24 protein-coding genes and 2 pseudogenes are annotated in these 22,203 nt (G+C 70.3%); 9 read left to right on the top strand and 17 right to left on the bottom strand.

Annotated features, from left to right (window positions below):
- The 6 genes and pseudogenes from ABIE44_RS07140 to egtB form a co-directional block, all read right to left on the bottom strand.
- A complete protein-coding gene (locus tag ABIE44_RS07140) occupies positions 1 to 909 on the bottom strand; it encodes a glycosyltransferase family 2 protein (protein WP_354438372.1) in 909 nt (302 codons plus the stop codon).
- An 82-nt stretch (positions 910 to 991) separates the two neighbouring features.
- A complete protein-coding gene (locus ABIE44_RS07145; RefSeq protein ID WP_209720193.1) occupies positions 992 to 1,573 on the bottom strand; it encodes a GNAT family N-acetyltransferase in 582 nt (193 codons plus the stop codon).
- Positions 1,574 to 1,589: 16 nt separating this feature from the next.
- Entirely contained in the window at positions 1,590 to 2,069 is a 480-nt protein-coding gene (locus tag ABIE44_RS07150) for a hypothetical protein (protein ID WP_354438373.1), read from the bottom strand.
- A 76-nt stretch (positions 2,070 to 2,145) separates the two neighbouring features.
- Positions 2,146 to 2,847, bottom strand: a pseudogene (locus tag ABIE44_RS07155) (pyridoxal-phosphate dependent enzyme); the annotation flags it as partial.
- A 92-nt stretch (positions 2,848 to 2,939) separates the two neighbouring features.
- Positions 2,940 to 3,926: an L-histidine N(alpha)-methyltransferase gene (gene egtD, locus ABIE44_RS07160; RefSeq protein WP_209720188.1), complete on the bottom strand. Its 987-nt coding sequence runs from the start codon at positions 3,924 to 3,926 to the stop codon at positions 2,940 to 2,942.
- A complete protein-coding gene (gene egtB / locus ABIE44_RS07165) occupies positions 3,926 to 5,218 on the bottom strand; it encodes an ergothioneine biosynthesis protein EgtB (RefSeq protein ID WP_209720185.1) in 1,293 nt (430 codons plus the stop codon). The genes egtD and egtB overlap by 1 nt, the downstream gene beginning before the upstream one ends.
- Before the next feature lie 180 nt (positions 5,219 to 5,398).
- On the opposite strand from egtB, the gene ABIE44_RS07170 reads away from it, so the two are divergent.
- Genes ABIE44_RS07170 through ABIE44_RS07180 form a run of 3 tightly spaced genes read left to right on the top strand, consistent with a single transcriptional unit; the run spans position 5,399 to position 7,550 of the window.
- Positions 5,399 to 6,580 (top strand): aminotransferase class V-fold PLP-dependent enzyme, encoded by a 1,182-nt coding sequence (locus tag ABIE44_RS07170; protein ID WP_209720182.1) that lies wholly within the window; start codon positions 5,399 to 5,401, stop codon positions 6,578 to 6,580.
- Between the two features lie 9 nt (positions 6,581 to 6,589).
- Positions 6,590 to 7,093 (top strand): nuclear transport factor 2 family protein, encoded by a 504-nt coding sequence (locus tag ABIE44_RS07175; RefSeq protein ID WP_209720177.1) that lies wholly within the window; start codon positions 6,590 to 6,592, stop codon positions 7,091 to 7,093.
- Between the two features lie 19 nt (positions 7,094 to 7,112).
- Positions 7,113 to 7,550, top strand: a complete 438-nt coding sequence (locus ABIE44_RS07180; RefSeq protein ID WP_209720175.1) for a VOC family protein — start codon at positions 7,113 to 7,115, stop codon at positions 7,548 to 7,550.
- Between the two features lie 9 nt (positions 7,551 to 7,559).
- Here ABIE44_RS07180 and ABIE44_RS07185 read toward each other — a convergent pair whose 3' ends face one another.
- From ABIE44_RS07185 to ABIE44_RS07200, 4 genes are read right to left on the bottom strand one after another with little or no spacing between them, the layout of a single operon-like run.
- A complete protein-coding gene (locus ABIE44_RS07185; RefSeq protein WP_209720172.1) occupies positions 7,560 to 8,240 on the bottom strand; it encodes an HAD family hydrolase in 681 nt (226 codons plus the stop codon).
- A gap of 4 nt (positions 8,241 to 8,244) precedes the next feature.
- Positions 8,245 to 8,745, bottom strand: coding sequence for a hemerythrin domain-containing protein (locus tag ABIE44_RS07190; protein ID WP_209720169.1), 501 nt, complete (start codon positions 8,743 to 8,745; stop codon positions 8,245 to 8,247).
- A 35-nt stretch (positions 8,746 to 8,780) separates the two neighbouring features.
- Positions 8,781 to 9,245, bottom strand: a complete 465-nt coding sequence (locus tag ABIE44_RS07195) for a hypothetical protein (RefSeq protein WP_209720166.1) — start codon at positions 9,243 to 9,245, stop codon at positions 8,781 to 8,783.
- Positions 9,238 to 9,936: a methyltransferase gene (locus ABIE44_RS07200; RefSeq protein ID WP_209720163.1), complete on the bottom strand. Its 699-nt coding sequence runs from the start codon at positions 9,934 to 9,936 to the stop codon at positions 9,238 to 9,240. The genes ABIE44_RS07195 and ABIE44_RS07200 overlap by 8 nt, the downstream gene beginning before the upstream one ends.
- A gap of 58 nt (positions 9,937 to 9,994) precedes the next feature.
- Between ABIE44_RS07200 and ABIE44_RS07205 the strand changes: the two genes are divergently transcribed.
- Together ABIE44_RS07205 and ABIE44_RS07210 are read left to right on the top strand one after the other, a co-directional pair.
- A complete protein-coding gene (locus ABIE44_RS07205) occupies positions 9,995 to 10,984 on the top strand; it encodes an iron-containing redox enzyme family protein (RefSeq protein ID WP_209720160.1) in 990 nt (329 codons plus the stop codon).
- A gap of 160 nt (positions 10,985 to 11,144) precedes the next feature.
- Positions 11,145 to 11,534, top strand: coding sequence for an STAS domain-containing protein (locus ABIE44_RS07210; RefSeq protein ID WP_209720157.1), 390 nt, complete (start codon positions 11,145 to 11,147; stop codon positions 11,532 to 11,534).
- Here ABIE44_RS07210 and ABIE44_RS07215 read toward each other — a convergent pair.
- Both ABIE44_RS07215 and ABIE44_RS07220 read right to left on the bottom strand, forming a co-directional pair.
- The gene (locus tag ABIE44_RS07215; protein ID WP_209720155.1) at positions 11,526 to 11,789 is read right to left on the bottom strand and encodes a CDGSH iron-sulfur domain-containing protein; all 264 of its coding nucleotides are present in this window, start codon (positions 11,787 to 11,789) and stop codon (positions 11,526 to 11,528) included. The two genes, ABIE44_RS07210 and ABIE44_RS07215, sit on opposite strands and share 9 nt — an antisense overlap.
- A 57-nt stretch (positions 11,790 to 11,846) precedes the next feature.
- On the bottom strand, positions 11,847 to 12,410 hold the full coding sequence (locus ABIE44_RS07220) for a TetR/AcrR family transcriptional regulator (RefSeq protein ID WP_209720152.1): 564 nt from the start codon (positions 12,408 to 12,410) through the stop codon (positions 11,847 to 11,849).
- Positions 12,411 to 12,615: 205 nt separating this feature from the next.
- Here ABIE44_RS07220 and ABIE44_RS07225 point away from each other — a divergent pair.
- A pseudogene (locus ABIE44_RS07225) lies at positions 12,616 to 12,918 on the top strand (MFS transporter); the annotation flags it as partial.
- A 250-nt stretch (positions 12,919 to 13,168) separates the two neighbouring features.
- Positions 13,169 to 14,023: an MFS transporter gene (locus ABIE44_RS07230; protein ID WP_354438374.1), complete on the top strand. Its 855-nt coding sequence runs from the start codon at positions 13,169 to 13,171 to the stop codon at positions 14,021 to 14,023.
- A 64-nt stretch (positions 14,024 to 14,087) separates the two neighbouring features.
- Here the strand turns inward: ABIE44_RS07230 and ABIE44_RS07235 are convergent, their stop codons facing one another.
- Complete coding sequence (locus ABIE44_RS07235; protein WP_209720146.1) at positions 14,088 to 15,566, bottom strand: MFS transporter; 1,479 nt, start codon at positions 15,564 to 15,566, stop codon at positions 14,088 to 14,090.
- 142 nt (positions 15,567 to 15,708) lie between these two features.
- Here ABIE44_RS07235 and ABIE44_RS07240 point away from each other — a divergent pair, with 142 nt between their 5' ends.
- Positions 15,709 to 16,449, top strand: a complete 741-nt coding sequence (locus ABIE44_RS07240) for a flavodoxin family protein (RefSeq protein ID WP_209720143.1) — start codon at positions 15,709 to 15,711, stop codon at positions 16,447 to 16,449.
- A 6-nt stretch (positions 16,450 to 16,455) separates the two neighbouring features.
- Here the strand turns inward: ABIE44_RS07240 and ABIE44_RS07245 are convergent, their stop codons facing one another.
- From ABIE44_RS07245 to ABIE44_RS07260, 4 genes are all read right to left on the bottom strand, one after another.
- A complete protein-coding gene (locus ABIE44_RS07245; RefSeq protein ID WP_209720140.1) occupies positions 16,456 to 17,691 on the bottom strand; it encodes an NADH:flavin oxidoreductase/NADH oxidase family protein in 1,236 nt (411 codons plus the stop codon).
- Between the two features lie 16 nt (positions 17,692 to 17,707).
- Positions 17,708 to 18,772, bottom strand: a complete 1,065-nt coding sequence (locus tag ABIE44_RS07250) for a lipase family alpha/beta hydrolase (RefSeq protein ID WP_209720137.1) — start codon at positions 18,770 to 18,772, stop codon at positions 17,708 to 17,710.
- A 204-nt stretch (positions 18,773 to 18,976) separates the two neighbouring features.
- Entirely contained in the window at positions 18,977 to 20,734 is a 1,758-nt protein-coding gene (locus tag ABIE44_RS07255; RefSeq protein ID WP_209720134.1) for a CocE/NonD family hydrolase, read from the bottom strand.
- Positions 20,735 to 20,788: 54 nt separating this feature from the next.
- Positions 20,789 to 21,400: a TetR/AcrR family transcriptional regulator gene (locus ABIE44_RS07260; protein ID WP_209720131.1), complete on the bottom strand. Its 612-nt coding sequence runs from the start codon at positions 21,398 to 21,400 to the stop codon at positions 20,789 to 20,791.
- 97 nt (positions 21,401 to 21,497) lie between these two features.
- Between ABIE44_RS07260 and ABIE44_RS07265 the strand changes: the two genes are divergently transcribed.
- Positions 21,498 to 22,199 (top strand): DUF6518 family protein, encoded by a 702-nt coding sequence (locus ABIE44_RS07265; protein ID WP_209720128.1) that lies wholly within the window; start codon positions 21,498 to 21,500, stop codon positions 22,197 to 22,199.
- The last annotated feature ends 4 nt before the right edge of the window (positions 22,200 to 22,203 follow it).

Below are 22,203 nucleotides of genomic sequence, written 5' to 3' on the forward strand. Positions count from 1 at the left end.
TCACACCACCGGGGGTCGTCCGAGACGGGTCATCAACAGGACCGTCGACCACTTCAGGGGCTTGTGGCCCCCGGGGTCGACACGCCAGCCCTCGCGCCAGCCGGCGAACCAGGGCCTCAACGAGGACCGGCCCTCCGGCGTGCGCACCGAGCGGACGAGCTGGACCAAGGTCCAGGTGGCGACGTACGCCCAGGACAGCGGCCAGCGCAGGTTGCGCTTCGCGATCCACACCCGGTGCCGGGCGTTGAACCGGAAGTAGGTCTCGTGCCGGGTGGGGTCGATCGGCGGGTGCAGGCAGACCAGGTCGCCGGCGTACCAGACCTTCCAGCCCTGGTCCCACATCCGCCAGACGAACTCGATGCCCTCGTGCGAGTAGCGGTAGAGCTCGGGCCAGCCGCCGACGGCGTCGAACGCCTCGCGGCGCATCACCGAGCCGCCCTCCCAGAGGACGAACGCCGGGGACGAGCGGCGTGGGTCGCCCTTGCGGACCCGCGGAACCCAACGACCGGGAGCCTCGCCCTCGGTGGCGTCGACCCGCGGGTGGATCAGGCCGAGGGTCGGGTCGGCCTCGAACATCGCGACGGCGCGGGCGACGTAGTCGTCGGTGGCAGGCCGGGCGTCGTCATCGAGGAAGAAGAGCAGGTCACCGGCGACGTACGGCGCCCCGGCGTTGCGGCCGCCGGGGATCCCGAGGTTCTCCGGAAGTCCGATGCCGCGGACGCCGTCGGGCAGGCCGGTCGGCTCCCACCCGTTGCCGACGACGAGGATGTCGAGGTCCACGCCGCGCTGCGCCTGCAGGGACGCGAGTCCGGCGGCGAGGTCCTCGGGGCGGGTGCCCATCGTGAGCACGACCACGCCGACCGTCGCCGTACCCGGCGCCGGCGGAGGAGCCGCGAGCCGCACGCTCATCGTGTCCACACCGGAACGACACCAGCAGCGGTTGAACGGCAGGGGTCGAGCCGGGATACCCCGCGCTAACCGGGGCTGGCGATCAGGTACGCAGGTCGAGCCTCATCAGCACCCGCGGGAAGCCACCGGACACGGAGCCGGTGTCCGCAGCCTTCACGAAGCCCGCGCGCTCGAAGATCTTCCGGGTCCCGACGTAGGCCATCGTGAGGTCGACCTTGGCCCCCTTGTTGTCCACCGGGTACGCCTCGACGGCCGGGGCGCCGTGCTCGCGGGCGTACGCCACGGCCCCTTCGACAAGTGCCTCGGTGATCCCGCGACCACGGTGACCGGGACGCACCCTGATGCACCAGAGCGACCAGACGGGCAGGTCGTCGACGTGCGGGATCTTGGTCGACCGCGCGAACGGCAGGTCCGCGCGCGGAGCGATGGCGGCCCACCCGACGACCTCGTCGCCGTCGTAGGCCAGCACGCCGGGCGCGACCTTCTCGCGGCACAGCGCGCGGACGAACTCACCCCGCTCGGGGCCGACGAGCGAACGGTTCGTCCTCGAGTCGATCCGATGGCTCAGGCACCAGCAGACCGAGGCGTCCGGCCTCTTCGGACCCACCATGGTCCGGAGGTCGTCGAACCTCGGCGAGGTGGCCGGCGCGGTGGTGATGCTCATGTCGACTCCGGTCCGCTCAGAGGAGGTAGTGGAACAGCGGGCTGCCCGGAGGCACCTGCTCGACCCCGAGCGGGCTCTCCTCGAGCCGGGCGAGCAGACCGTCCAGGTCGGCGGCCCGTCCGAGCTCGATGCCGATCAGCGCGGGGCCGGTCTCCCGGTTGTTGCGCTTCACGTAGTCGAAGAGCGTGATGTCGTCGTCCGGGCCGAGGATGTCGGCCAGGAACCGGCGCAGCGCCCCGGGCTCCTGCGGGAAGGTCACCAGGAAGTAGTGCTTGAGCCCCTGGTGGATCAGCGAGCGCTCGAGGATCTCGCCGTACCGGCTGATGTCGTTGTTGCCGCCCGAGACCACGCAGACCACGGTGCTGCCGGCCGGCAGGTCCAGGCCGAGACGCAGGGCCGAGGTGGCCAGTGCGCCTGCGGGCTCGGCGATGATGCCGTCGGCCTGGTAGAGCGAGAGCATCTCGGTGCAGACCAGGCCCTCGTCGGCGGTGATCATCTCGGCACCGCTGGCCGCGATGAGCGGGTAGGTGTGCTGCCCCGACGATGCCGACCGCTGCACCGTCGACGAACGGGTCGACCTCGACCAGCGAGACCGGGCCACCGGCCGCCAGGGCCGCGGTCATCGAAGGTGCTCCGGCCGGCTCCACGCCGTAGAGCCGGGTGCCCGGGTGCGACGGCTTCAGGAAAGCGGCCAGGCCGGCGAGCAGGCCACCGCCACCGACAGGGGCGACGACGGCGTCGGGAGCCGCACCGAGCTGGTCGAGGATCTCGAGGGCGACGGTGCCCTGGCCGGCGATCGTGCGCGGGTCGTCGAACGCGGGGACCAGGGTCGCACCGGACTCCTCGGCGTCCGCCACGGCTGCGGTGAGGGCGTCCTCGTAGGAGTCGCCGACGACGATCACCTCGACCACGGACCCGCCGATCGCGAGGATCCGCTCGCGCTTCTGGCGCGGGGTCGTACCGGGCACGAAGATCCGACCGCGGGTGCCGAGCCGGTCGCACGCGAAAGCGACTCCCTGCGCGTGGTTGCCGGCGCTGGCGCACACGACACCTCGTTCGCGGACCTCGGGGTCGAGCTGCACGATGAAGTTGTAGGCGCCGCGGATCTTGTAGGAGCGCACCACCTGAAGGTCCTCGCGCTTGAGCCACACCTGATGACCGGTGGCCTCGGTCAGCCGCGGGCTGAACTCCAGCGGGGTACGTGCGACGACGTCGGCGAGCCGCGCAGCGGCGGCCTCGACGTCGGGGACGGTGACGGCAACGGGGGAAGACATGGTGCGACGACGCTATCGCGCGGTCCCCCGGTCATCGAGCTTGCCGAGATGGCGCGAGATGGTCGCCTCGTCTCGGCAAGCTCGACGACCGGCTAGGGTTTGGTGGCCAGGGTGAGCGCGAAGTCCCCGGCGTCGTCGGTCCAGACCCGGGTGATGCCGAAGCCGGCCGTCTCGAGCTCAGCAGCGATCTTGCTGACCCGGAACTTGGTCGAGATCTCCACCCGGATCTCCTCACCGGCGCTGAGATCGAGCACGAGGTCGGCGCCGGGGATCGTCACCCGCTGCGGCATCTCGGCACGGAGACGCAGGTCCATCCGTTCCATGTGCGCGTCCCAGAACGGGACGTAGGCGAACTGGTCGAGGTCGAAGTCGGCGCCGAGCTCGCGGTTGAGCACCTGGAGCGAGTTCAGCACGAACTCCGCGGTGACGCCCTGGCTGTCGTCGTACGCCGCGATCAACCGGTCGGAGCTCTTGACCAGGTCCGTGCCGAGCAGCAGTGAGTCACCGGGCTCGAGGCTGTCAGCGAGCGCACCGAGGAACGCGCCGCGCTCCTCGCGGTAGAGGTTGCCGATCGTGCCCCCGAGGAAGGCCACCATCCGGCGCCCCTCCCCGCCGCGGGGCAGGTGGGCGAGGTGCAGGGTGAAGTCACCCACGACGCCCTCGACCTGGACCCCGGGGTAGCGCGAGGAGATCTCCGCCGCCGAGCTGCGCAGGATGCCCTCGGAGACGTCGACCGGGGCGAAGCAGGCGAGCTGCCCGGTGGCGGCGAAGGCGTCGAGCAGGATCCGGGTCTTCTCGCTGGTGCCGCTGCCGAGCTCGACGAGCGTGGTCGCCCCGCTGGCCGTGACGATCTCGGCCGCGTGCGCACTGAGGATCTCGTGCTCGCGGGCGAACGGGTAGTACTCCGGCAGCCGGGTGATCTCGTCGAAGAGCACCGACCCGGCGTCGTCGTAGAGCCACTTGGGTGGGAGCGACAGCGGCTGCGAACCGAGGCCGCGTTGCACGTCGGTGACCAGCGAGCCGCTCGCCCAGTCGGGATCGAGCAGGACGGAGAAGACAGGTTCCTTCACCTCGGGCATCACGCAGCTCCTGCGGTCGTCGGGGTGCCACCGTCAGCGAGCCGGACACCGGAGAGCGCCCACCTCGCTCCGGGCGGGAAGAAGTTCCGGTACGTCGCCCGGGCGTGGCCCGGGGGCGTGAGGGCGCACCCTCCGCGCAGCACCATCTGGTTGGACATGAACTTGCCGTTGTACTCGCCGATCGCGCCCTCGGCCGGGTGGAAACCGGGATAGGCCAGGTACGCCGAAGAGGTCCACTCCCAGCAGTCGCCGTACACCTGGCGCAGGGAGCCGTTGCTGGGCCCGGCGGCCCGCGGGTGGTAGGTGGTCGTGTCGGCGAGGTTGCCGTCGACTTCCCGCCCGTCGACCACGACGGCGTGCTCCCACTCGGCCTCGGTCGGGAGACGCTTCCCGGCCCAGGTCGCGAAGGCATCGGCCTCGTAGTGGCTGACGTGGCAGGCCGGGAGACCCGGGTTGACCGGCCAGGTGCCGTGCAGGGTGTGCTCGAACCAGGTGCCGTCCACCTGCTCCCAGTAGAAGGGCGCCTCCCAACCCTCGGCCTTGACCTTCGCCCAGCCGTCGGAGAGCCAGAGCTCGGGACGCGAGTAGCCACCGTCCTCCATGAACGCGAGCCACTCGCCGTTGGTGACCAGGCGGTCGGCGAGCCGGTACGGCTCGAGCCACGTCTGGTGCAGCGGGAGCTCGTTGTCGAAGCTGAAGCCGGCGCCACGGTGGCCGATCTCGACCAGGCCACCCTGCACGTCGACCCAACCGAGCGTGTCGGTCTCGGCGGCGGCGCCCGGGGCACCGGCGTACGTCGGGCGCAGCGGGTTGCGGGAGAGCACGTGCTTGATGTCCATCAGCAGCAGCTCCTGGTGCTGCTGCTCGTGGTGGAAGCCGAGCTCGATGGTCGGGGTCAGCTTCTCCACGGTGCCGGCGTCCAGCGACGCGACCAGGTCGCGGACGCGGGTGTCGACGTTGTCCCGGTAGACGCCCACGTCCTGAGCGCCGGGTCGGGTGACGACGCCGCGGTCGGCCCGGGAGAACCGAGGCCCGACGGCCTCGTAGTAGCTGTTGAACAGGAACCAGTACTTGTCACCGAACGGCTGGAAGCCGGACTCGTGGTCGGCCAGCAGGAAGGTCTCGAAGAACCAGGTCACATGAGCGCGGTGCCACTTCGTCGGCGACACGTCGGGCATCGACTGGACCGTCTGGTCCTCCGGGGAGAGCGGGGAGGCGAGGGACTCGGTATGGGCGCGGATCTCGTCGTACCGGCGCAGCAGCGCCTCGGCGTCCCATGCGGTGGTCGTCATACGAGGGCCTCCTGGTCAGAAACTGCAGGGGCGCACCGTGCACCTCCGCGCCGACTCCCCGAGCCTAGGCAGCCGCACCGACAAAGACGAGTGGCCGGGGCGACACGTCAGGGAATGTTCAGCTCCGGCGTTCTACCCGGTCCGCGGGGGAACCAACCGTTCGTGCGGCACGATGGCCCCATGATCGACGTCGCCGCCGAGCAGGACCTCACCCCGGGCAGCCGGGACCAGGTGTTCCTCGACAGCGCCGGCTCCTCCCTTCCGCCCCGGCCGGTCGTCGACGCCGTCGTCGCCCACGTACGCCGGGAGGCCGAGGTCGGCGGCTACCTCGCCGCCGAGGAGCGCGCCGAGGACCTGGTCGGACTGCCGGAAGCGGTCGGTGAGCTGCTGCACTGCTCCCCGGACTCGCTGGCTTTCACCGACAGCGCGACCCGGGCCTGGACCCAATTCGTCACAGCCCTGTCGTGGCGTCACGGCGACAGGATCCTGATCTGCGGCAACGAGTACGCCAGCAACGCGATCACCTTCTTGCAGCTGTCCCACCGGCACGGCGTCAGCATCGAGGTGGTCCCGTCCGACGACGCCGGGGACCCCGACCCCGAGGCGCTCGCCGGCCTGCTCGACGAGAGGGTGCGTCTGCTCTCGCTGGTCCACGTGGCCACCAACTCCGGGCACGTGACCCGGCTTGCCGAAGCAGTCGCGCTCGCCCACGGCGTCGGCGCCCTGGTCCTGCTGGACGCCTGCCAGTCCGTCGGACAGCTCGACCTCGACGTCCAGGACCTCGGCGTCGATGCCCTGACCGCGACCGGGCGCAAGTGGTTGCGTGGCCCGCGCGGCACCGGGTTCCTGTACGTCGCCCCGACCGTGCTCGCCGGCCTGGAGCCGGCTGCAGCCGACATGCGGGGCGGCACCTGGACCGAGGACCGGTCCTACAGCCTGCGTTCGGACGCCACCCGGTTCGAGCTCTGGGAGCACGACGTCGCCGGCCGGCTCGGTCTCAAGGCGGCCGTCGAGCACCTGCTGGGGCTCGGTGCCGCACACGTCGAGCAGGCCGTCCGCGCACGCGCGTCCCGGCTGCGGGAGGGGCTCGCAGGTGTTCCCGGCGTCCGGCTCCACGACGTCGGCGAGGACCTGGGCGGGATCGTCAGCTTCACCCTCGACGGCCAGCCCCCTGCCGAGACCCGGGCCCGGCTGCGGACAGCGGGAGTGATCACCTCGGTCAGCGAGCGCGCCTCGACCCGGCTGGACATGACCGCCCGCGGACTCTCCGCCGTGGTGCGCGCCTCGCCGCACTACTTCGTCGACGACGACCAGGTCGACCGTGCCGTCGAGGTCGTGGGGAACCTGCGGCGCGAGCGCTAGGTTCGGCGCATGGCACAGCTCGACGCACGCGAGACCGAGGCTCTCGAGGCCTACCGCCGCTACGTGGCCCAGCGCGACCTGTGCGTCGCCGGAGAGGCACCGTGGTCGACCATCGGCGCCTGGTTCACCGAGGACGCCGTCTTCATCGACCCCGCCTGGGGGCGCGTCGAGGGCCGCGACCAGATCGCCGCCTTCATGGACCACGCGATGACCGGTCTGGACGACTGGAGCTTCCCCGAGGAGTGGACGACGGTCGACGGCGACCGCGTCGTCACCTTCTGGTGGAACCGTCTGCCGGGGAACGGCCCGGACGGGCGGCCCTACCAGGCTCCGGCCTTCTCGGTCCTGCACTACGCCGGGGACGGGCTGTTCGACTACGAGCTCGACCTGATGAACCTCGCCGAGGTCGGCGAGCTGATCGGCGCCTCCGGCTGGCTGCCGGGCCCGGAGATGCCCTTCCCCGAGGCGAACCCGAACCGCGACGTCACCCCGAAGCGGCTGTCGTCACCCTGAGAAAACGGAGGGAGTGCCTGTGCGGATCCAACGTTTCGACCACATCGGCATCACCGTGGCGGACCTCGACCTCGTCACCGACTTCTTCGTCGGACTGGGGCTGGAGGTGGAGGGGCGGCAGTTCGTCGAGGGCGAGTTCCTCGACACCGTCTGCGGCATCCCGGGCTCGCGCACCGAGATCGTGATGCTGCGGCCGCCCGACGACGGGACCCGGCTCGAGCTGGCCACCTTCGTTCACCCCGACCACCAGCCGGGTTCGCCGCACGCGATGGCGACCGAGCTCGGACTGCGCAACGTGGCCTTCGAGGTCGACGACTTGCACGCGACCGTGGCCGAGCTGGCGGAGGACGGCTACGGGCTCGTCGGTGGCATCGGCGAGTGGGAGGACAGCTGGGCGATGGCCTACGTGCGAGGCCCGGAAGGACTCATCGTGTCGTTGGCCCAGCGGCTCGGCTGACGAGCGGGCTCACCAGCTGCCGAACCGGGTGTCCAGGTCGAGCACCTCGGCGAGGTGGTCGAGCACGCCGGCCACGTCGTCGTACACGGCGCGGGCCCCCGCGTCCCGCAGGACGGCTGCAGCGATGCCGCCGGTGCGCACCGCGACCGACGGCACGCCGACGCCCGCGGCCGCCTTCACGTCCCAGACCGTGTCGCCGATCATCAGTCCCGTCCGGGCGCCCACCTCCGCCAGGGCTGCGGAGACGATCTCGGGATCGGGCTTGGTGGTGTCCACCTCCTCGCTCGTCACCATCGGGTAGCTGTCCTCGGTCAGACCGAGGAGCTCCAAGGAGTGCCGGGTGTGCTGAGGCTTCCCCGAGGACGCCAGGACGACCCGGGCACCCCTCTCCTCGATCGCGCCGAGCAGCTCGGCTGCCCGCGGCAAGGGTCGGAGCTCGTCGATGAGCTCGTCGTACCGCTGCGTCCAGGTGTCGCGGAGCCGGTCACCGAGGTCGCGCTCGACCTCGTCGCCGGCGATCTCCTCGACGAGGCGGTCGCCGCCCATGCCCATCACCTCGTGCAGACGGGAGCAGACGACCGGGACGTCGTGCGCCTGGAAGGCTCGCTTCCAGGCGACGACGTGCAGGTAGTTGGAGTCGACCAGCGTGCCGTCGATGTCGACGACGACCGCGCGCGTCGGCTCGTCCACCACGTCAGGCGATCAGCGCGTCGACGGTCTTCTTCACCGCGCTCGGCTGGCTCGGTTTGCGTGGCGCCTTCTTCTTCGCCGCCAGCAGGTCGGCACCCATCTCCTGCAGCGCCTTGCGGCCGAGGCCCTCACGGACCTTCGGGAACCACTCCTGCTCCTCCTCGTCCATGTGGTGGGTGACGTTCTCGATGAGCACGGTGGTCTTGGCCGTGAACCGCTCGTCGGTCGGCTTCATGCCCGCAAGCTCGAGCACCAGGACGTCCGCGACGTGGTGCTCCTCGTAGGACTCGAGCACGTCGTCCTCGAGGTCGGGCAGCAGCTCGCGCACGCGCGGGTACATCACCTCGTTCTCGATGTAGGTGTGCACGGTGAGCAGCTCGATCATCTTGGTGACCAGACGACCCTTGGTCGCCGTGGCGTTGTCGCCGGCGGCCTGGAACTCGCGGAAGAGCTTGCGCAGCTCCTTGTGGTCGTCCTTGAGCAGGACGATGGCGTCGGTGGACATGGGGCCTCCTCGGGGCAGCTGACTACGACTGCCTGTCAAATGCCCCGATCCGACTGATCGATGCGTTCCCCGAGCTCGCTCGGGTCCGCTTCGTGACCGGCGGCACCCGGGGTCCGCCGCTCGCGTTTGAGACTCGCCTCGTAGAGGTGCTGGTGGCCCTGAGTCAGCGCGCGGCTCTCCTGCTCGAAGGACCGGAAGAGGGCGTAGTACCCCTCGTCGTACTCCTCGACCACCTGGAACGTCCAGCGACCGGGGAGCACGTTGCGCCCGACGAGCTCCCGCTCGACGCGGTCGGCCAGGTCGTCGTGACCGGCGGACCGCAGGGCCTCGACCGCGTCTCCGAGCTCGAAGTCCGCCGTCCCGCTCAGGCGGTGGAACGCGTAGAGATGACCCCGCGCGACCTCGATCGTCTCGAGTGCTGCCGAGAGCTTGCCGACGGCGTCGACCGTCGCCTCGTCCACCTGCTCGGCGATCTCGTCTTCCAGCCGCGGGTCAGCCACGAGCGCCCGATCCTCGACCGGTCAGCCGACGCTGCCGGGGCTCGGTGGCGACCACCTTCACCACGGCACCGCGGCCAGGCTCCGCGCGGTGCTCGGTCGCGACGAGGCCGTACGGCAGCGCGTCCGCGAGCTGCTGGACCTGGGGGCCGTCGCCCACCTGCACCAGTGCCACGCCGTCGTCGTCGAGGTGACGGTTGATGACGTCGATGCACTGGCGGGCGACGTCCAGCCCGTCCTCGCCGCCGTCGATCGCACGCACCGGGTCGTCGGGGAACCTGTCGACCTGGCTGCGCAGCACCCAGGGCGGGTCCGCCAGGATCATCGGGAAGAGCTCGTCCTCCGCGCAGGCGTCGGTCAGGTAGCTGGTGCGCACCTCGACCTGGTCCTCGAGGCCGGCGGCCCGGGCATTGATGCGGTGGAAGGCGCTGGCCACCGGGTTGGCGTCGACCGCGACCAGGCGCCGGTCGGTGCCGTGCACGGCGAGCAGTCCGATCTGGCCGGCGCCGGAGCAGAGCTCGAGCACGGGGCCCGGCGCTGCTGTTCCGATCAGCTGGTTCGCCCAGCGTGACTGCAACGCGGTCCACGGTCGCGGTTCGAGCACGCGCTGGTCGTAGGAGATCCGGAGCGGACCGAACTGGACGATGCGCACGCCACGACGGGCCGTCACCACCACTGTCTCGAGGGTCGTCATGGACGGCCGGTACCCCGCACCGCGGTTCCGACGCCTCGGAGCGGGTAAAGCGCCCGACATGAAGACTCCCTCCCCCCGCGGCCCTTGGAGCGACGCGGTCAACGCAGCGCTGACGAGCGGCGACGCCCTCACCCTTCCGGCCGATCCGCCCGCCGTGGACGATGCCTCACTGGCGCTCTGGACTCTCTACGAGCTCAGCTACCGCGGCTTCGACGACGCCCCCGGAGCCGACGAGTGGTCACCGTCCCTGCTCCGCGCCCGGCAGTACCTCGAGCGGGACCTGGAGCAGCGGTTGCGTGCGATGACCGACGAGCTGGTCGAGGATGCCCTGGGCTCTGACGGAGGTGTGGTCGAGCGTCTCGAGCGGGTGGTGTCGCACGACGGTCCTTCTCTCAGCACCTACCTGCACCGCGAGGCGGATGCCGAGCAGTACCGGGAGTTCCTCGCGCTGCGCAGCATCTACCACCTCAAAGAGTCCGATCCTCAGGCGTTCGCGCTGCCCCGGCTCACCGGACCCGCGAAGGTCGCCCTCGCCGAGCTCCTGTACGACGAGTTCGGCGGCGGTGCTCCGGACCGGCTGCACCAGCAGCTGTTCGCCGCTGCCCTGACCGACGCCGGGCTCGACCCGACGTACGGGGCCTACCTCGACCAGGCGCCGGCGCACGTCCTCGACGTGAGCAACGCGATGTCGTTCTTCGGGCTGCACCGGCGCTGGCGGGCAGCGAGCTCGGGTCACCTGGCGGCGTTCGAGATGACCAGCTCACTGCCGTGCCGGCGCTACGTGCAGGGTGCCGAGCGCCTGGGGCTGGGGGCCGGCGTCGTGCGCTACTTCGACGAGCACGTCGAGGCCGACGCGGTCCACGAGCAGCTGGCAGCGCGGTCCATCTGCGGCTCGCTCGTGAGCGAGGATCCCGGGCTCGAGCGCGACGTGCTGTTCGGAGCCGCCACGTGCATCCTGCTCGAGGAGGCCTCGGCGGCAGCCACCCTGTCCTCGTGGTCCGAGGGCGGGTCGGCGCTGGTCACGGCCGACCGACCCGTGGCGGCCTGAGGGCCGGCACCCCCACCAGCGCGAGGGGTCGCCAAAACCGGCGATCCGACGTAGCGTCGCAGGTGCGACGGTCACAGAGCGGCCGTCGCGCCAGCGGAGGCCCAACTCGGGACGCGACCAACTCTGTGGTCGGGCAGCCGGAAAAGAACGGACCGGCCCCATGAACGCACCTCCCACGATCACGACGTCTCCGTCGACGACCGGTCATGTCGTGGTCACCGTTGCCGGCGACCACGACCTCGACACCGCCGACGACCTGCGCCAGCAGCTGTTCGAGGCGATCGGCACCAACCCGCAGGTCGTGCTCGACCTGTCCAGGATGACCTTCTGCGACTCGGTCTGCCTCGGCGTCCTGGTCTCGAGTCACCAGGCTGCTGTGAGCGCCGGCGGCTGGCTCCGGGTCGCTGCACCCGGAACCTACATCCGACGGGTTCTCGACCTGACCCGGCTCGACCAGGTGCTGTCGATCCACGACTCCCTCGAAGAGGCCGTCCGACCTTCCGTCGAGGCTCCGGCCGTGCCCGAGCAGCGGGGTGCTGACTCAGCCTGAGCGAAGCCTCGCTGCAGCCACCTTGTGCGTCCCGTCGCACCAGGGTGCGCGCTGGCTCAGGTGGCAGGTGCAGACACCGACGACGGGTCGGCACGCAGGGTGCTCCACGCCGTCACCGTCCGCGACGGCGGCCGCCCCCCGGACCAGCGCCGGACCGCCCTCGATGACTTCGATGGCGCACCTGTCCTGGCTTCCGCGGTCCACCAGCGACCGCACCTCGTCCTCGGTCAAGGGCTCCCGCGCTGGGGCCGTCATCGGCTTCGTCCGTCCATAGACGGCCTGTACCCGACCGACGCGCGGTCACACCCGGGCTCAGGGGCGCAGGCCCGCGAGCAACAGGTCCAGGTGCCGCTGCCACGCGACCTTCCCGTGCAGGAAGTACATCGTCGCGGTCGTTCCGCACATCATCATGCCGTAGTCCTCGACGGTGAGGTCGCTGCGCACGACGCCAGCAGCCCTGGCCCGGTCGATCATCCGCCCGAGGACGGCGTTCAACGCTGCCTTGTCCTCCTCGATGCCGTCCCAGCTGAAGCTGTCGAGGTTCATCATCGCGAGCTGGAAGGCGGCGTCGCCGTCGGCCGACATCGCCTGCCGGCGCATCGAGGTGGCCAGCGCGTCGTACGGATCCTCGATGACCTCGCACTCGGCGGCGATGGTGGCGAACTCCTGGAACCGTTTGCGGACCAAGGCGGTCAGCAGCGCCTCCTTCGTCGAGAAACGACGGTAGAGCGTGCCGATTCCGACGCCCGCGTGCGCTGCGATGTCCTCCATCTGGGCTTTGGCCCCGCGCTCGGCGAAGAGGGCCTGCGCCGAGGCGGTGATCCGCTCGAGGTTGCGCTGCGCGTCGGCCCGCAGGGGGCGCTGCTCCGTGGTCACGGCCTGCCTCCCGGGGCTGAAGGAACGGTGCTGGACATCCGGAATGCTACCTCCGTATTTTCCGTTGACAAGCGGAAGTCGCCTTCCGTATCGTCTTAAACGGAAGAGGAACTACGGTTCCATATACGTACTTCAGGAGCTCCAGATGTCCCAGCCCGACCTCAGCACCCCCCGAGCGAGGAACCTCGCTCTGGCCCTGCTGGCCATGACGCAGTTCGTCGTGGTCATCGACGCCTCGATCGTCAACGTCGCGCTGCCCTCGATCGGCACAGCGCTCGACTTCTCCCAGAACGACCTCTCCTGGGTGGTGAACTCCTACACCCTGACCTTCGGCGGCTTCCTGCTCCTCGGCGGCCGCCTCGCCGACTTCTTCGGTCGGCGCCGGGTCTTCATGATCGGGATGGCGCTCTTCGCGCTGGCCTCGCTCGCGGGCGGCTTCGCCCAGAACGAGACCTGGCTGATCGCCGCCCGCGCGGTCCAGGGTCTCGGCGCCGCGATCGCCTCCCCCGCCGCGCTGTCGATCATCACCACGACCTTCCCCGAGGGCTCCGAGCGCAACAAGGCGCTCGGCATCTGGGGTGCCGTCGCCGGAGCCGGCGGCGCGGCCGGCGTCCTGCTCGGCGGTGTGCTCACCGAGTGGGCGGGCTGGGAGTGGGTGCTGTTCGTGAACGTGCCGATCGGCGCTTTCATCGTCGGGCAGGGCGCCGAAGCTGCTCGCCGAGTCGACGGCCGAGGAGGAGAGCGACCGTGTCCTCGACCTGCCCGGTGCCGTCACCGTCTCGGCCGGCCTCGCGCTCGGCGTCTACGCGATGGTCAAGGCCACCGAGGTCGGCTGGTCCTCGGGCCAGACCATCGGCTTCCTCGCCGGTTCGGTCGCACTGCTCGTGGCGTTCGTCGTCGTGGAGCTCCGCACCCGCAAGCCGCTGGTGCCGTTCTCGATCTTCCGACTGCGCACCCTGCGTGGCGCGAACATCGTCGGCGTGCTGATCGGGATGTCCCTGTTCTCCATGTTCTTCATGGTCACGCTCTACCTGCAGCAGGTGCTCGGGGACGACGCTCTCGAGGCGGGTCTCTCCTACCTGCCGCTGGCGATCGCGATCATCCTGGCGGCCGGTGCCGCCAGCGCCCTGGTCACCCGGATCGGGTTCAAGAACGTGCTCATCATCGGGATGCTCTTCGTCGCCGGCGGTCTCGCCTGGTTCTCACAGATCTCGCCGGACGGGTCGTTCACGGTCGACGTGCTCGCCCCCTCGGTGCTCGCCGGCATCGGGCTCGGCATGTCCTTCGTGTCGGTGACGATCGCCGCCGTGACCGGCACCGAGGCGCACGAGGCCGGCCTGGCCTCCGGCCTGATCAACACGACCCAGCAGATCGGCGGGGCTCTCGGCCTGGCGATCCTGGCCTCGGTCGCCAACTCGTCCACGAAGGACGAGTTCGGGACCGGGGCGGACGCTCCGACGGCTCTGACCCAGGGCTTCGCCGACGCGTTCACCATCGGCGCCTGCTTCGCGCTCGTCGGGGCCGTGCTCGCGGGCCTGCTGATCTCCAGCCGCGACAGCCAGGAGCATGCCGAGTCGGCGCGCGCCGGCGAGGCGTTTCCGGTCGCCGTCTGAGGCCGGACGCCCTGGAGACGGGGAACGGCGCCGAGGTCAGGTGACCTCGGCGCCGTTCGCGTTCTCAGGCCTCGTGCGCTTCCTCGACCGAATGGGAGTTGGTCAGGGTGAGCGCTCCGAGCCCGGCGACCAGACCGACCACCACGGCGAGCACGGCGTAGGTGATCCGCTCCCCGTGGAAGAACGACCGCACCAGCGCGCTGCTCCAGGTGCCTGCCGGCAGCGACGTGGTGACCAGTGCCGCGATCATCGTGCCGACGACGGCCGTGCCGACGCTGGTGCCGATCTCCTGGGCGGTGTCGTTGAGCGCTGTGCCGATCGAGGTGCGGTTGGCCGGCATCGCGTCGACCAGGGCGACCGCACAGATCGTCATGACGGTGCGCAGCCCGATCGTCATGGCCACCATCGAGACCGCGATCGGCAGGTACCCGTGGTCGACGCCCCAGCTCAGGCCCGCCAGCGACCCGGCGAGGAAGCCGGCGCCGACCAGGCACGCGATCCGGTGCCCGAACGTGGTGCCCAGCCACTCCGAGAGCGGCGTGGCGAGGAGCATCGTGATGATGATCGGCAGGTTGGCCAGCCCGGCCTTCACGGGGCTCCAGCCGTAGGCGAACTGGAAGTGCAGGATCAGGCCGAACATCACACTGGCCATCGCGATCGAGGTGCCGATCTGGGCGATCGCCGCACCGCGGACGGTCCCGTTGGAGAACAGACGCAGGTCGAGCATCGGTGCCGCCGTACGCCGCTCGTGGCTGACGAACGCGAGGCCTGCGGCGAGTGCACCGACGATCGAACCGAGGGTGAGCGGGGAGGCCCAGCCGTGCTCGACACCGCTGGTCAGCGAGAAGCACGCCAGCCCGATGGCGACGACGGACAGGGCCGCGCCGGGCAGGTCGAGGACGTCGTCGGTCAGGTCCTCGGGACGGTCGGCCGGAACGCCGAGCCGGACACCGATGAACGCGATCAGCGCGATCGGCGCGTTGACGACCAGCAGCCACTCCCAGCTCACGTGGGCCAGGGCGGTGCCGCCGAGCAGCGGCCCGAGAACGAAGCCGGACATGCCGACGATGATCATCACGGTCATGGCGCGCATCCGCAGCGCCTTGTCGTCGAAGAGCCGGAAGACCAGCGAGTTGGTGATCGGCGCCATTGCCGCGGCGGCGATGCCGAGTCCGGCGCGCAGGCCGATCAGCTCACCGGTCGTGGAGACGAGGACGACGCAGAGGCTGAGCAGCCCGAAGACGGTGAGGCCGACGAGCAGGACCCGCCTGCGACCGAGGCGGTCGGCCATCGAGCCCGCCGTGAGCAGCAGGCCGCCGAAGGTCAGCGAGTAGGCGCCGGTGACCCACTGCAGAGCGGTGGTGCCGCCACCCAGGTCTCGGCCGATCGTGGGCAGGGCGATCGACAGCAGCGTGTTGTCGACCATCTCGACGAAGAACGCGAGGCAGAGTGCGGCCAGCGGGATCCAGGCCGCGCGCAGGGACGGATAGGTGTTGCCGGCCTGCGCCGAAGTCGTGGTGATCGTGGGAGCGGTGGTGGTCATGGTGGACCTCCTCTCGAGTGGCGCCGGGTGTCGGGCGCACCAGAAAGGTAGGAACCAGCGGTTTCACCGTGGTTTCACGGTGGATTCACACCACGTCGCTGTGGGGCTGGTCGCCGTCGGGCCTGCACGACACGATGGGCGCATGACGCAGACCACCGCCACCCCCGAGGCCCTTGCCCAGTTCGACGGAACCGGGCTGAAGGCCATGTTCGTGAACTGCACCTTGAAGAGGTCACCCGAGCCCAGCCACACCCAGGGACTCGTCGACGCCAGCGCCGGCATCATGCGCAAGCACGGCGTGGAGGTCGAGACCCTCCGCCTTCTCGACCACGACGTCGCCACCGGGGTCTACCCCGACATGCGTGAGCACGGCTGGGAGACCGACGCCTGGCCGGAGATCTACCCGCGCCTGCTCGAGGCGGACATCCTGGTAGCGGCCGGCCCGATCTGGCTGGGCGACAACTCCAGCCAGATGAAGGTCCTCATCGAGCGGATCTACGCGCTCTCCGGGATGCTCAACGACAAGGGCCAGTACCTCTTCTACGGCCGGGTCGCCGGCTGCCTGATCACCGGCAACGAGGACGGCATCAAGCACTGCGCGCAGAACGTCCTCTACTCGTTGCAGCACGTCGGCTACACCATCCCGCCGAACGCCGACGCAGGCTGGATCGGCGAGGCCGGCCCTGGCCCGTCGTACCTCGACCCGGGCAGCGGCGGGCCGGAGAACGACTTCACCAACCGGAACACCACGTTCATGACGTGGAACCTGCTGCACCTGGCCAAGATGCTCAAGGACGCCGGCGGCGTTCCCGGGTACGGCAACCAGCGGTCGGCCTGGAACGACGGCACCCGGTTCGACTTCCAGAACCCCGAGTACCGGTAGCCGGCTTCAGCCGCGCTTGCGGCGGAAGGTGTCCTTGCCGTTGCGCCTGAGCATCGAGCCCATCGTCTTCCAGGACGGCCGGTCCAGGTCGGGCTCCTGACCGGCACCGATGCGGTGGAGCTGGTCGGTGTGCCACTGCAGGTCGAACAGGCTGTCGAAGACCGATGTGTCGGTGACCTTGCTCAGGGCCGCCTTGGCCGGCACCGCTCGGCGGGGCGAGGCCAGCGTGTCCAGGGTCCCGTCCAGCAGCTTCACCGGGGCGACCGGCTGGGTCGCAGCAGGGCGACCGAGACCGATCACGTCGCAGTCGCCGGACTCGAGCGCCGCGGTCATCGCGGACCGCGACCGGAAGCCTCCGGTGACTGCGAGCGGTACGCCGGGCGCCAGCTCGCGCACGGTCTTGGCGTACTCCAGGAAGTAGGCCTCGCGGGCGACGGTCGAGGCGCGCGCCCCCATCATCGCGGGCGCCTCGTAGGAACCGCCGCTGATCTCGATCAGGTCGATGCCCTCGGTCGCCAGTGCCGCGACGACGTCGCGGGACTCATCCTCGCTGAACCCTCCGCGCTGGAAGTCCGCCGAGTTCAGCTTGATGCCGACCGCGAAGCCGGGCGAGACCGTGCTCCGGATCCGGCGCAGGATCTCCAGGCAGAACCGCATCCGGTTCTCCGGCGACCCGCCCCACTCGTCGGTGCGCCGGTTGCTCAACGGCGAGAGGAACTGGGCGACCAGGTAACCGTGGGCGCCGTGGATCTGCACACCGTTGAACCCGGCGGTCTCGGCGACCGAGGCGGTGGTGGCGAAGCGGCCGATGATGTCCTCGATCTCGGCACCGGTCAGCTCGCGAGGCTTCTTCGCCAGCGGGGTGCTCAGGGCTACCGGGCTCGGCGCGACCGGCGTCGTCCGACCGAACGGGTCGGACTGCCGACCCGGGTGGTTGATCTGCATCCAGATCGGCGCGCCACCGTCCTGGGTCGCCTTGGCCCAGCGGGTCAGGCCGTCGAGGTGCCGGTCGTCCTCGACGGCGACGTTGCCCTTCTCGCCGAGCTGACGGCGGTCGACCATCACGTTGCCGGTGACGACGAGGCCGTAACCGCCTTCGCCCCAGGTCCGGAAGAGTCGTTCGAGCTGCGCCGTCGGAGCCTGCGCGCTGTCACCCAGCGCCTCGGACAGCGCCGACTTCATGAAGCGGTTGGGAAGCACCTGACCGCAGGGCAGCGGCAGCGGGGCGTCGAGCGAGGTCATGGAGAGCCTTTCGGGATCAGCGGCAACCGGCGGCGAGCACGTAGCAGCGCAAAGCGGGTTCCTTGCCCAGCTGAGGCGCGCCGGCCAGGTTGATGAACGGAGCCGGGACCAGCAGCAGGTGCGGCAGGGCCCCCACGATGGAGAGCGTGCGGAGGTTGTTGGCGAGGTCGAGCGGGTTCACCCCGGGCATGAACGGCTGCAGGCACACGGACCGGCTGATCCGGGACGCCTGCGCCGGTCCGTCGTGGTTCAGCGCGTCGGTGGCGAGCGCGTACGTAACCGGGTCGACGGTGCCGACGGTCAGGTGCTCGTACACGTCGAGCGCACAGATGCTCTGGGTCGCGACGTTGGTGATCCGACCCGGACCGGTCAGCGCGGAGGACGGTTTCGCACCGGTGCTCGGCAGCACCACCTCGTCGGTGCGGCTGTAGATCTCGGTGTAGGAGATCCCGGCAAAGGTCTCGGACCGGCTGTTCAGGGCCTCGATGAACGCTGAGGTGCTGCGCTGCTGCCAGCCCTGCGGCGTACAGGTGGTGAAGCCTTCGACGCAGACCGGGTCGAGCAGGGTGGTGCCGTGGTTGTCGCCGGCCATGCCGATGACGTCGTCGACCATCGGTCGGGTGTCCGGCCAGAACCGCAGCGCCCAGCGCATCGACATGCCGCCCTGGCTGTGGCCCATGACGGCGATCTTGCGACCGGCCTGACGGTGCACCTCGCGGATCGCGAAGACCAGGTACTCCCCCACGGTCTGGATGTCGCCGAGGGTCTGAAACGGCATCGTCACCGTGCACCAGGGCCGCTTCTGGGCGGCGAAGGCGGGCTCCCAGTTCCACGAGTAGTTCTGCTCCGGCGTCACCGAGGTGGCGGGCACGAGCAGGACCGGCTGCAGCGCGCTGCCGCGCAGGTCGCCGTGACAGCTGAGCGCTGCGGCGAGGTCGGCACGAGGGACCGACAGCGCCGGGCCGGGGCGGTCCAGCGGCGCGTAGTCGGGGCCAGTCGCTCCCGCCGGTACGCCGGTGGCGACCACCAGGGTGCCGAGCAGGACAGTGAGCGCGGCGAGCTTCCGGGCAGTGCGACCCATCCCGACCCCTTGTTGACGATTGTTCAATAAGGGGTCGAGTGTGCCTCACGGCGCGGGACGACGTCAACCGCGCGCCCGTCGTCGCACTCCCCCGGTCGTCGAGCTTGTCGGGACGTGGTGAGGAGCCCGGTCGTCGAGCTTGTCGAGACGGGGTGACCGCAGCGGGAACCGCGCCCCCTCTCGGCGGGCTCGATGACCCGGGCTCTACTGCAGGGCGGCCGCCAGGTTGCTGCCGGGAGCGGTCGGGAACATCAGTCGGGTGCCACTGGTGCCGCCGAGCTGCACCGTGTTGAGCGACGGCAGACCCGGCAGCGAGAGCGCGGACTGGCCGACGATCGAGAGCTGGATCCGGTGGCCGGCGTCGAACTTGTTCGCGATCGGCCAGAACTCGACGTGGTAGCTGCGCGGCACGCCGGGCAGGCCGAGCTTGATCTTGGAGTAGTCGCCGTACGGCTGGACCAGGTTGCCGCCGGAGAACAGCGACTTGCTGTCCACCACGTCGGGGAACGCTGTGTTCAGCCGTCCGACCGCCATCGGGTGCGACTGGCCGTCCGGCGAGACGTCGGAGATCACCGCCCAGATGTTGCTGGCCGGCATCAGCGTCGCGAGCTTGACGTCGAGCGTCGCCGGACCGGCAGCCGTGACGGCCTGCTTGAGCTTCGGCGAGGTGTAGGTCAGGCCGGTGAGGTTGGACAGGTTCATGTTGCTCAGCGCCGGGACGAAATTGAAGAACGTGTTCAGCGAAGGACTGCTGTCGCCGCCCGCGATCGTGGCGATCGTGTTCGGGTCGGTCGCCGTCGGCAAGGAGGTGACCGCCGGGTAGAGCTGCAGTGCCGAGGCGGCGTCCGGCGAGCCGGTGCGCAAGCTGCCGTCGTTCAACGACGCGGCCGCACCCGACTTGGTCCGGGACAGGAACAACGGGGTCCAGGTCGTCCCGGGCAGCGGCCAGCCGGCACCGTCGAGGGTGACGAACTTGCCGGCGAGCATGTCCTCGCGGTCGCCGTTGGCCAGCAGCATCTGCACAGCCGGCTGGGTCTCGACGCCGTTGTCGATCCCGCGGACGTAGTGGTCGAACCACTTGCCCACCTCGGCCACGCCGTTGTCGGTGCCGCGGGGTGCGCCGTCGTGCCCGCCGACCACCAGCAGGTGCGTCTCGACGCCGTCGGAGCGGAGCTGCTGGAAGGCCTGGTAGTCACCGCGCGGTTCGACGTCGAACGCGCCGTCGATCAGCAGCGTCGGGATGTTGTTGGCGTTGCCCCGGAACCCGCGCTCCTTCCAGAACGAGTCCAGCGCCGGGTGCAGCAGCCCGGCGTCGAGGCCGGCGGTCAGCAGGCCGGTGATGACGTCGAGCGACGACGACGGGTTGCGGACCAGCCGCTGCGGACCCTGCGCAGCCGCCAGTCCGCCGATGCCGAGGAGGACCGCCAGACCCGGCACCGAGTTCGGGATGCCGCCCGGCACCAGCAGATCGCGGTAGAGCTCGAACGTGCCGGAGCGCAGCACGGCTGCCTTCACGCACGGCAGCGTCTGGTGGAGCGAGTTGAAGATGATGATCGCGCTCGCAGAGAAGCCAGCCAGCGCGAGGTCGCCGTTGCTCCACGGCTGGGCGCAGGCCCAGGTGAGGGCGTCGACGACATCCTTCTGGGACTTCGGGCCGAGCACGTCGAAGGAGCCGTCACTGTCACCGGTCCCGCGCACCTGGACGCTGAGGTAGTTGTACTCCGGGCCCACCGTGAAGGAAGCGCCGTTCTCGCCGTACGGGGTGAACTCGACGACCGTCGGCCGCGGAGCGGTCACGTCCTCGCTGGTCAGCGTGGCGGCGAGGCTGGTGCCGTCAGAGGCAGCGATGCGCAGCTTCGTCGCGGTCGGCGCCGCCTGCACGGAGGACGACGGCAGGACGGTCGCGACCGTGCTCAACGCGAGGGCGGCGACGGCGAGGAGGGAGGTCCGGGCTCGGCTCATGCCCGCCAGCATTTACCATGACATTCGTGATGTAAATAGTTGTCTAGTTCCGAGTTACACCTGGCCGGCCTGCGAGGTCCCCGCCGAGATCTCGTACAGCGCGACCAGGCCGTCGAGGGTCGTCTCGGTGACGGTGCCGGGCCGGTGCAGCTCGAGCAGCTCCAGACCGAGGATGGTCGCGAAGGCGATCGAGGCGATCTGCTCGGCGTGCGGATGCTCGTCGCCGATGAAGGTGACGATCGTCCGGCGCCAGCCGTCGACCATGGCGTCGAGGAAGCCCGGGAAGCGATCAGGGTCACGACTGGCGATCAGCGCGAGCTCGAGCCAGAGCCGGGTCGAGCCGGCCGCACCGGTCCGGCCGTACTTGGCCCAGTAGCCCGTCACCAACGTGCGTGCGCTCGGGTCGCCCAGCGCAGCGAGGCCGTCGAACTCCTGCTGCAGGTGCGTCTCCACGTGGCCCGCGATCGCGGTGAGCAGGCCGTCCTTGGAACCGAAGTGGTAGGTCAGCGCATAGGTGCTCAGGCCCAGCTCCTCGGCCAGCTGGGCGAGGCTGGTGCCCTCGATGCCGCGGGCGGCCATCACCTCCACGGCCGCGTCGAGGATCTCGTCGCGCCGGCCCTCCAGCGGAGGTCGGCCGCGACGGCGCGGGGCCGGATCGGCGGTCATGGGGCGACTCTAATCCGATCGGGGTCGGCACCTGGGTCGGAGGTCCTCGGCACTCCAGGAGGAGGTGCTGCGCCCGTGTGCCGGCAACGCTGGACCCATGATCGCGCTCCCGAGCCAGACCCGACCCACCCAGACTCGACCTGCCCCGCTCACCCTGCCCGAGGACGCCCGCACGCTGCTCGTCGTCCCGGCGGTCGTCGGCGTCGCTCTCGGCATCGGCGACCTGGTCGCCATGAACCACATCGGCTACCCGTGGGCGAACCTCGCCAATGCGAGCGCGGTCTGGGCGCTCGGTGCTTTCCTGCTCGGCGTCGGCTTGCGCACCGACCCCCTGCGCTCCGCCGTCGCTGGTGTCGTGATGCTGCTCGTCGCTGTCGAGGCTTACTACCTCTGGGCCGTGCTCACCGACCAGGCCGGCACGGCGACGCTCTGGTCGGCGAACACCCGGATGTGGTTGGTCTTCGGCGTCTGCGCCGGGACCGTGTTCGGCATCGCCGGGTCGTGGGTGACCCAGGGCGAGTGGTGGCAGAAGGTCGTGGCTGCTGCAACCGGCGGCGGCGTGCTGCTCGGCGAGGCGCTGCACATCTGGGCCGGGCTCGGCTGGACGACGCTCAGCCAACCGGGTAGCGGGTACCACCTCGACCTGGCGTGGACCGGGCTGCTGCTGGCCGGGCTCGGCGTCGGCGTCGTGGTCGCGACCGGGCGTACGCCGAGGGTGCTGGCGCCGGCGCTGGCGCTGAGCGTTCCGACCGCATTGTTCTTCGCGGCTGCTTTCTCGGCGGTGGGGATCGCCGCCTGACGCC

The organism is Marmoricola sp. OAE513 (genome assembly GCF_040546585.1).
Taxonomy (GTDB): Bacteria; Actinomycetota; Actinomycetes; order Propionibacteriales; family Nocardioidaceae; genus Marmoricola.

Coding starts and splice junctions, on each gene's coding strand:
- ABIE44_RS07140 (WP_354438372.1), bottom strand. CDS start 909: ATGAGCGTGCGGCTCGCGGCTCCTCCGCCGGCGCCGGGTACGGCGACG.
- ABIE44_RS07145 (WP_209720193.1), bottom strand. CDS start 1,573: ATGAGCATCACCACCGCGCCGGCCACCTCGCCGAGGTTCGACGACCTC.
- ABIE44_RS07150 (WP_354438373.1), bottom strand. CDS start 2,069: ATGATCACCGCCGACGAGGGCCTGGTCTGCACCGAGATGCTCTCGCTC.
- egtD (WP_209720188.1), bottom strand. CDS start 3,926: ATGCCCGAGGTGAAGGAACCTGTCTTCTCCGTCCTGCTCGATCCCGAC.
- egtB (WP_209720185.1), bottom strand. CDS start 5,218: ATGACGACCACCGCATGGGACGCCGAGGCGCTGCTGCGCCGGTACGAC.
- ABIE44_RS07170 (WP_209720182.1), top strand. CDS start 5,399: ATGATCGACGTCGCCGCCGAGCAGGACCTCACCCCGGGCAGCCGGGAC.
- ABIE44_RS07175 (WP_209720177.1), top strand. CDS start 6,590: ATGGCACAGCTCGACGCACGCGAGACCGAGGCTCTCGAGGCCTACCGC.
- ABIE44_RS07190 (WP_209720169.1), bottom strand. CDS start 8,745: ATGTCCACCGACGCCATCGTCCTGCTCAAGGACGACCACAAGGAGCTG.
- ABIE44_RS07200 (WP_209720163.1), bottom strand. CDS start 9,936: ATGACGACCCTCGAGACAGTGGTGGTGACGGCCCGTCGTGGCGTGCGC.
- ABIE44_RS07205 (WP_209720160.1), top strand. CDS start 9,995: ATGAAGACTCCCTCCCCCCGCGGCCCTTGGAGCGACGCGGTCAACGCA.
- ABIE44_RS07210 (WP_209720157.1), top strand. CDS start 11,145: ATGAACGCACCTCCCACGATCACGACGTCTCCGTCGACGACCGGTCAT.
- ABIE44_RS07215 (WP_209720155.1), bottom strand. CDS start 11,789: ATGACGGCCCCAGCGCGGGAGCCCTTGACCGAGGACGAGGTGCGGTCG.
- ABIE44_RS07235 (WP_209720146.1), bottom strand. CDS start 15,566: ATGACCACCACCGCTCCCACGATCACCACGACTTCGGCGCAGGCCGGC.
- ABIE44_RS07240 (WP_209720143.1), top strand. CDS start 15,709: ATGACGCAGACCACCGCCACCCCCGAGGCCCTTGCCCAGTTCGACGGA.
- ABIE44_RS07245 (WP_209720140.1), bottom strand. CDS start 17,691: ATGACCTCGCTCGACGCCCCGCTGCCGCTGCCCTGCGGTCAGGTGCTT.
- ABIE44_RS07250 (WP_209720137.1), bottom strand. CDS start 18,772: ATGGGTCGCACTGCCCGGAAGCTCGCCGCGCTCACTGTCCTGCTCGGC.
- ABIE44_RS07255 (WP_209720134.1), bottom strand. CDS start 20,734: ATGAGCCGAGCCCGGACCTCCCTCCTCGCCGTCGCCGCCCTCGCGTTG.
- ABIE44_RS07260 (WP_209720131.1), bottom strand. CDS start 21,400: ATGACCGCCGATCCGGCCCCGCGCCGTCGCGGCCGACCTCCGCTGGAG.
- ABIE44_RS07265 (WP_209720128.1), top strand. CDS start 21,498: ATGATCGCGCTCCCGAGCCAGACCCGACCCACCCAGACTCGACCTGCC.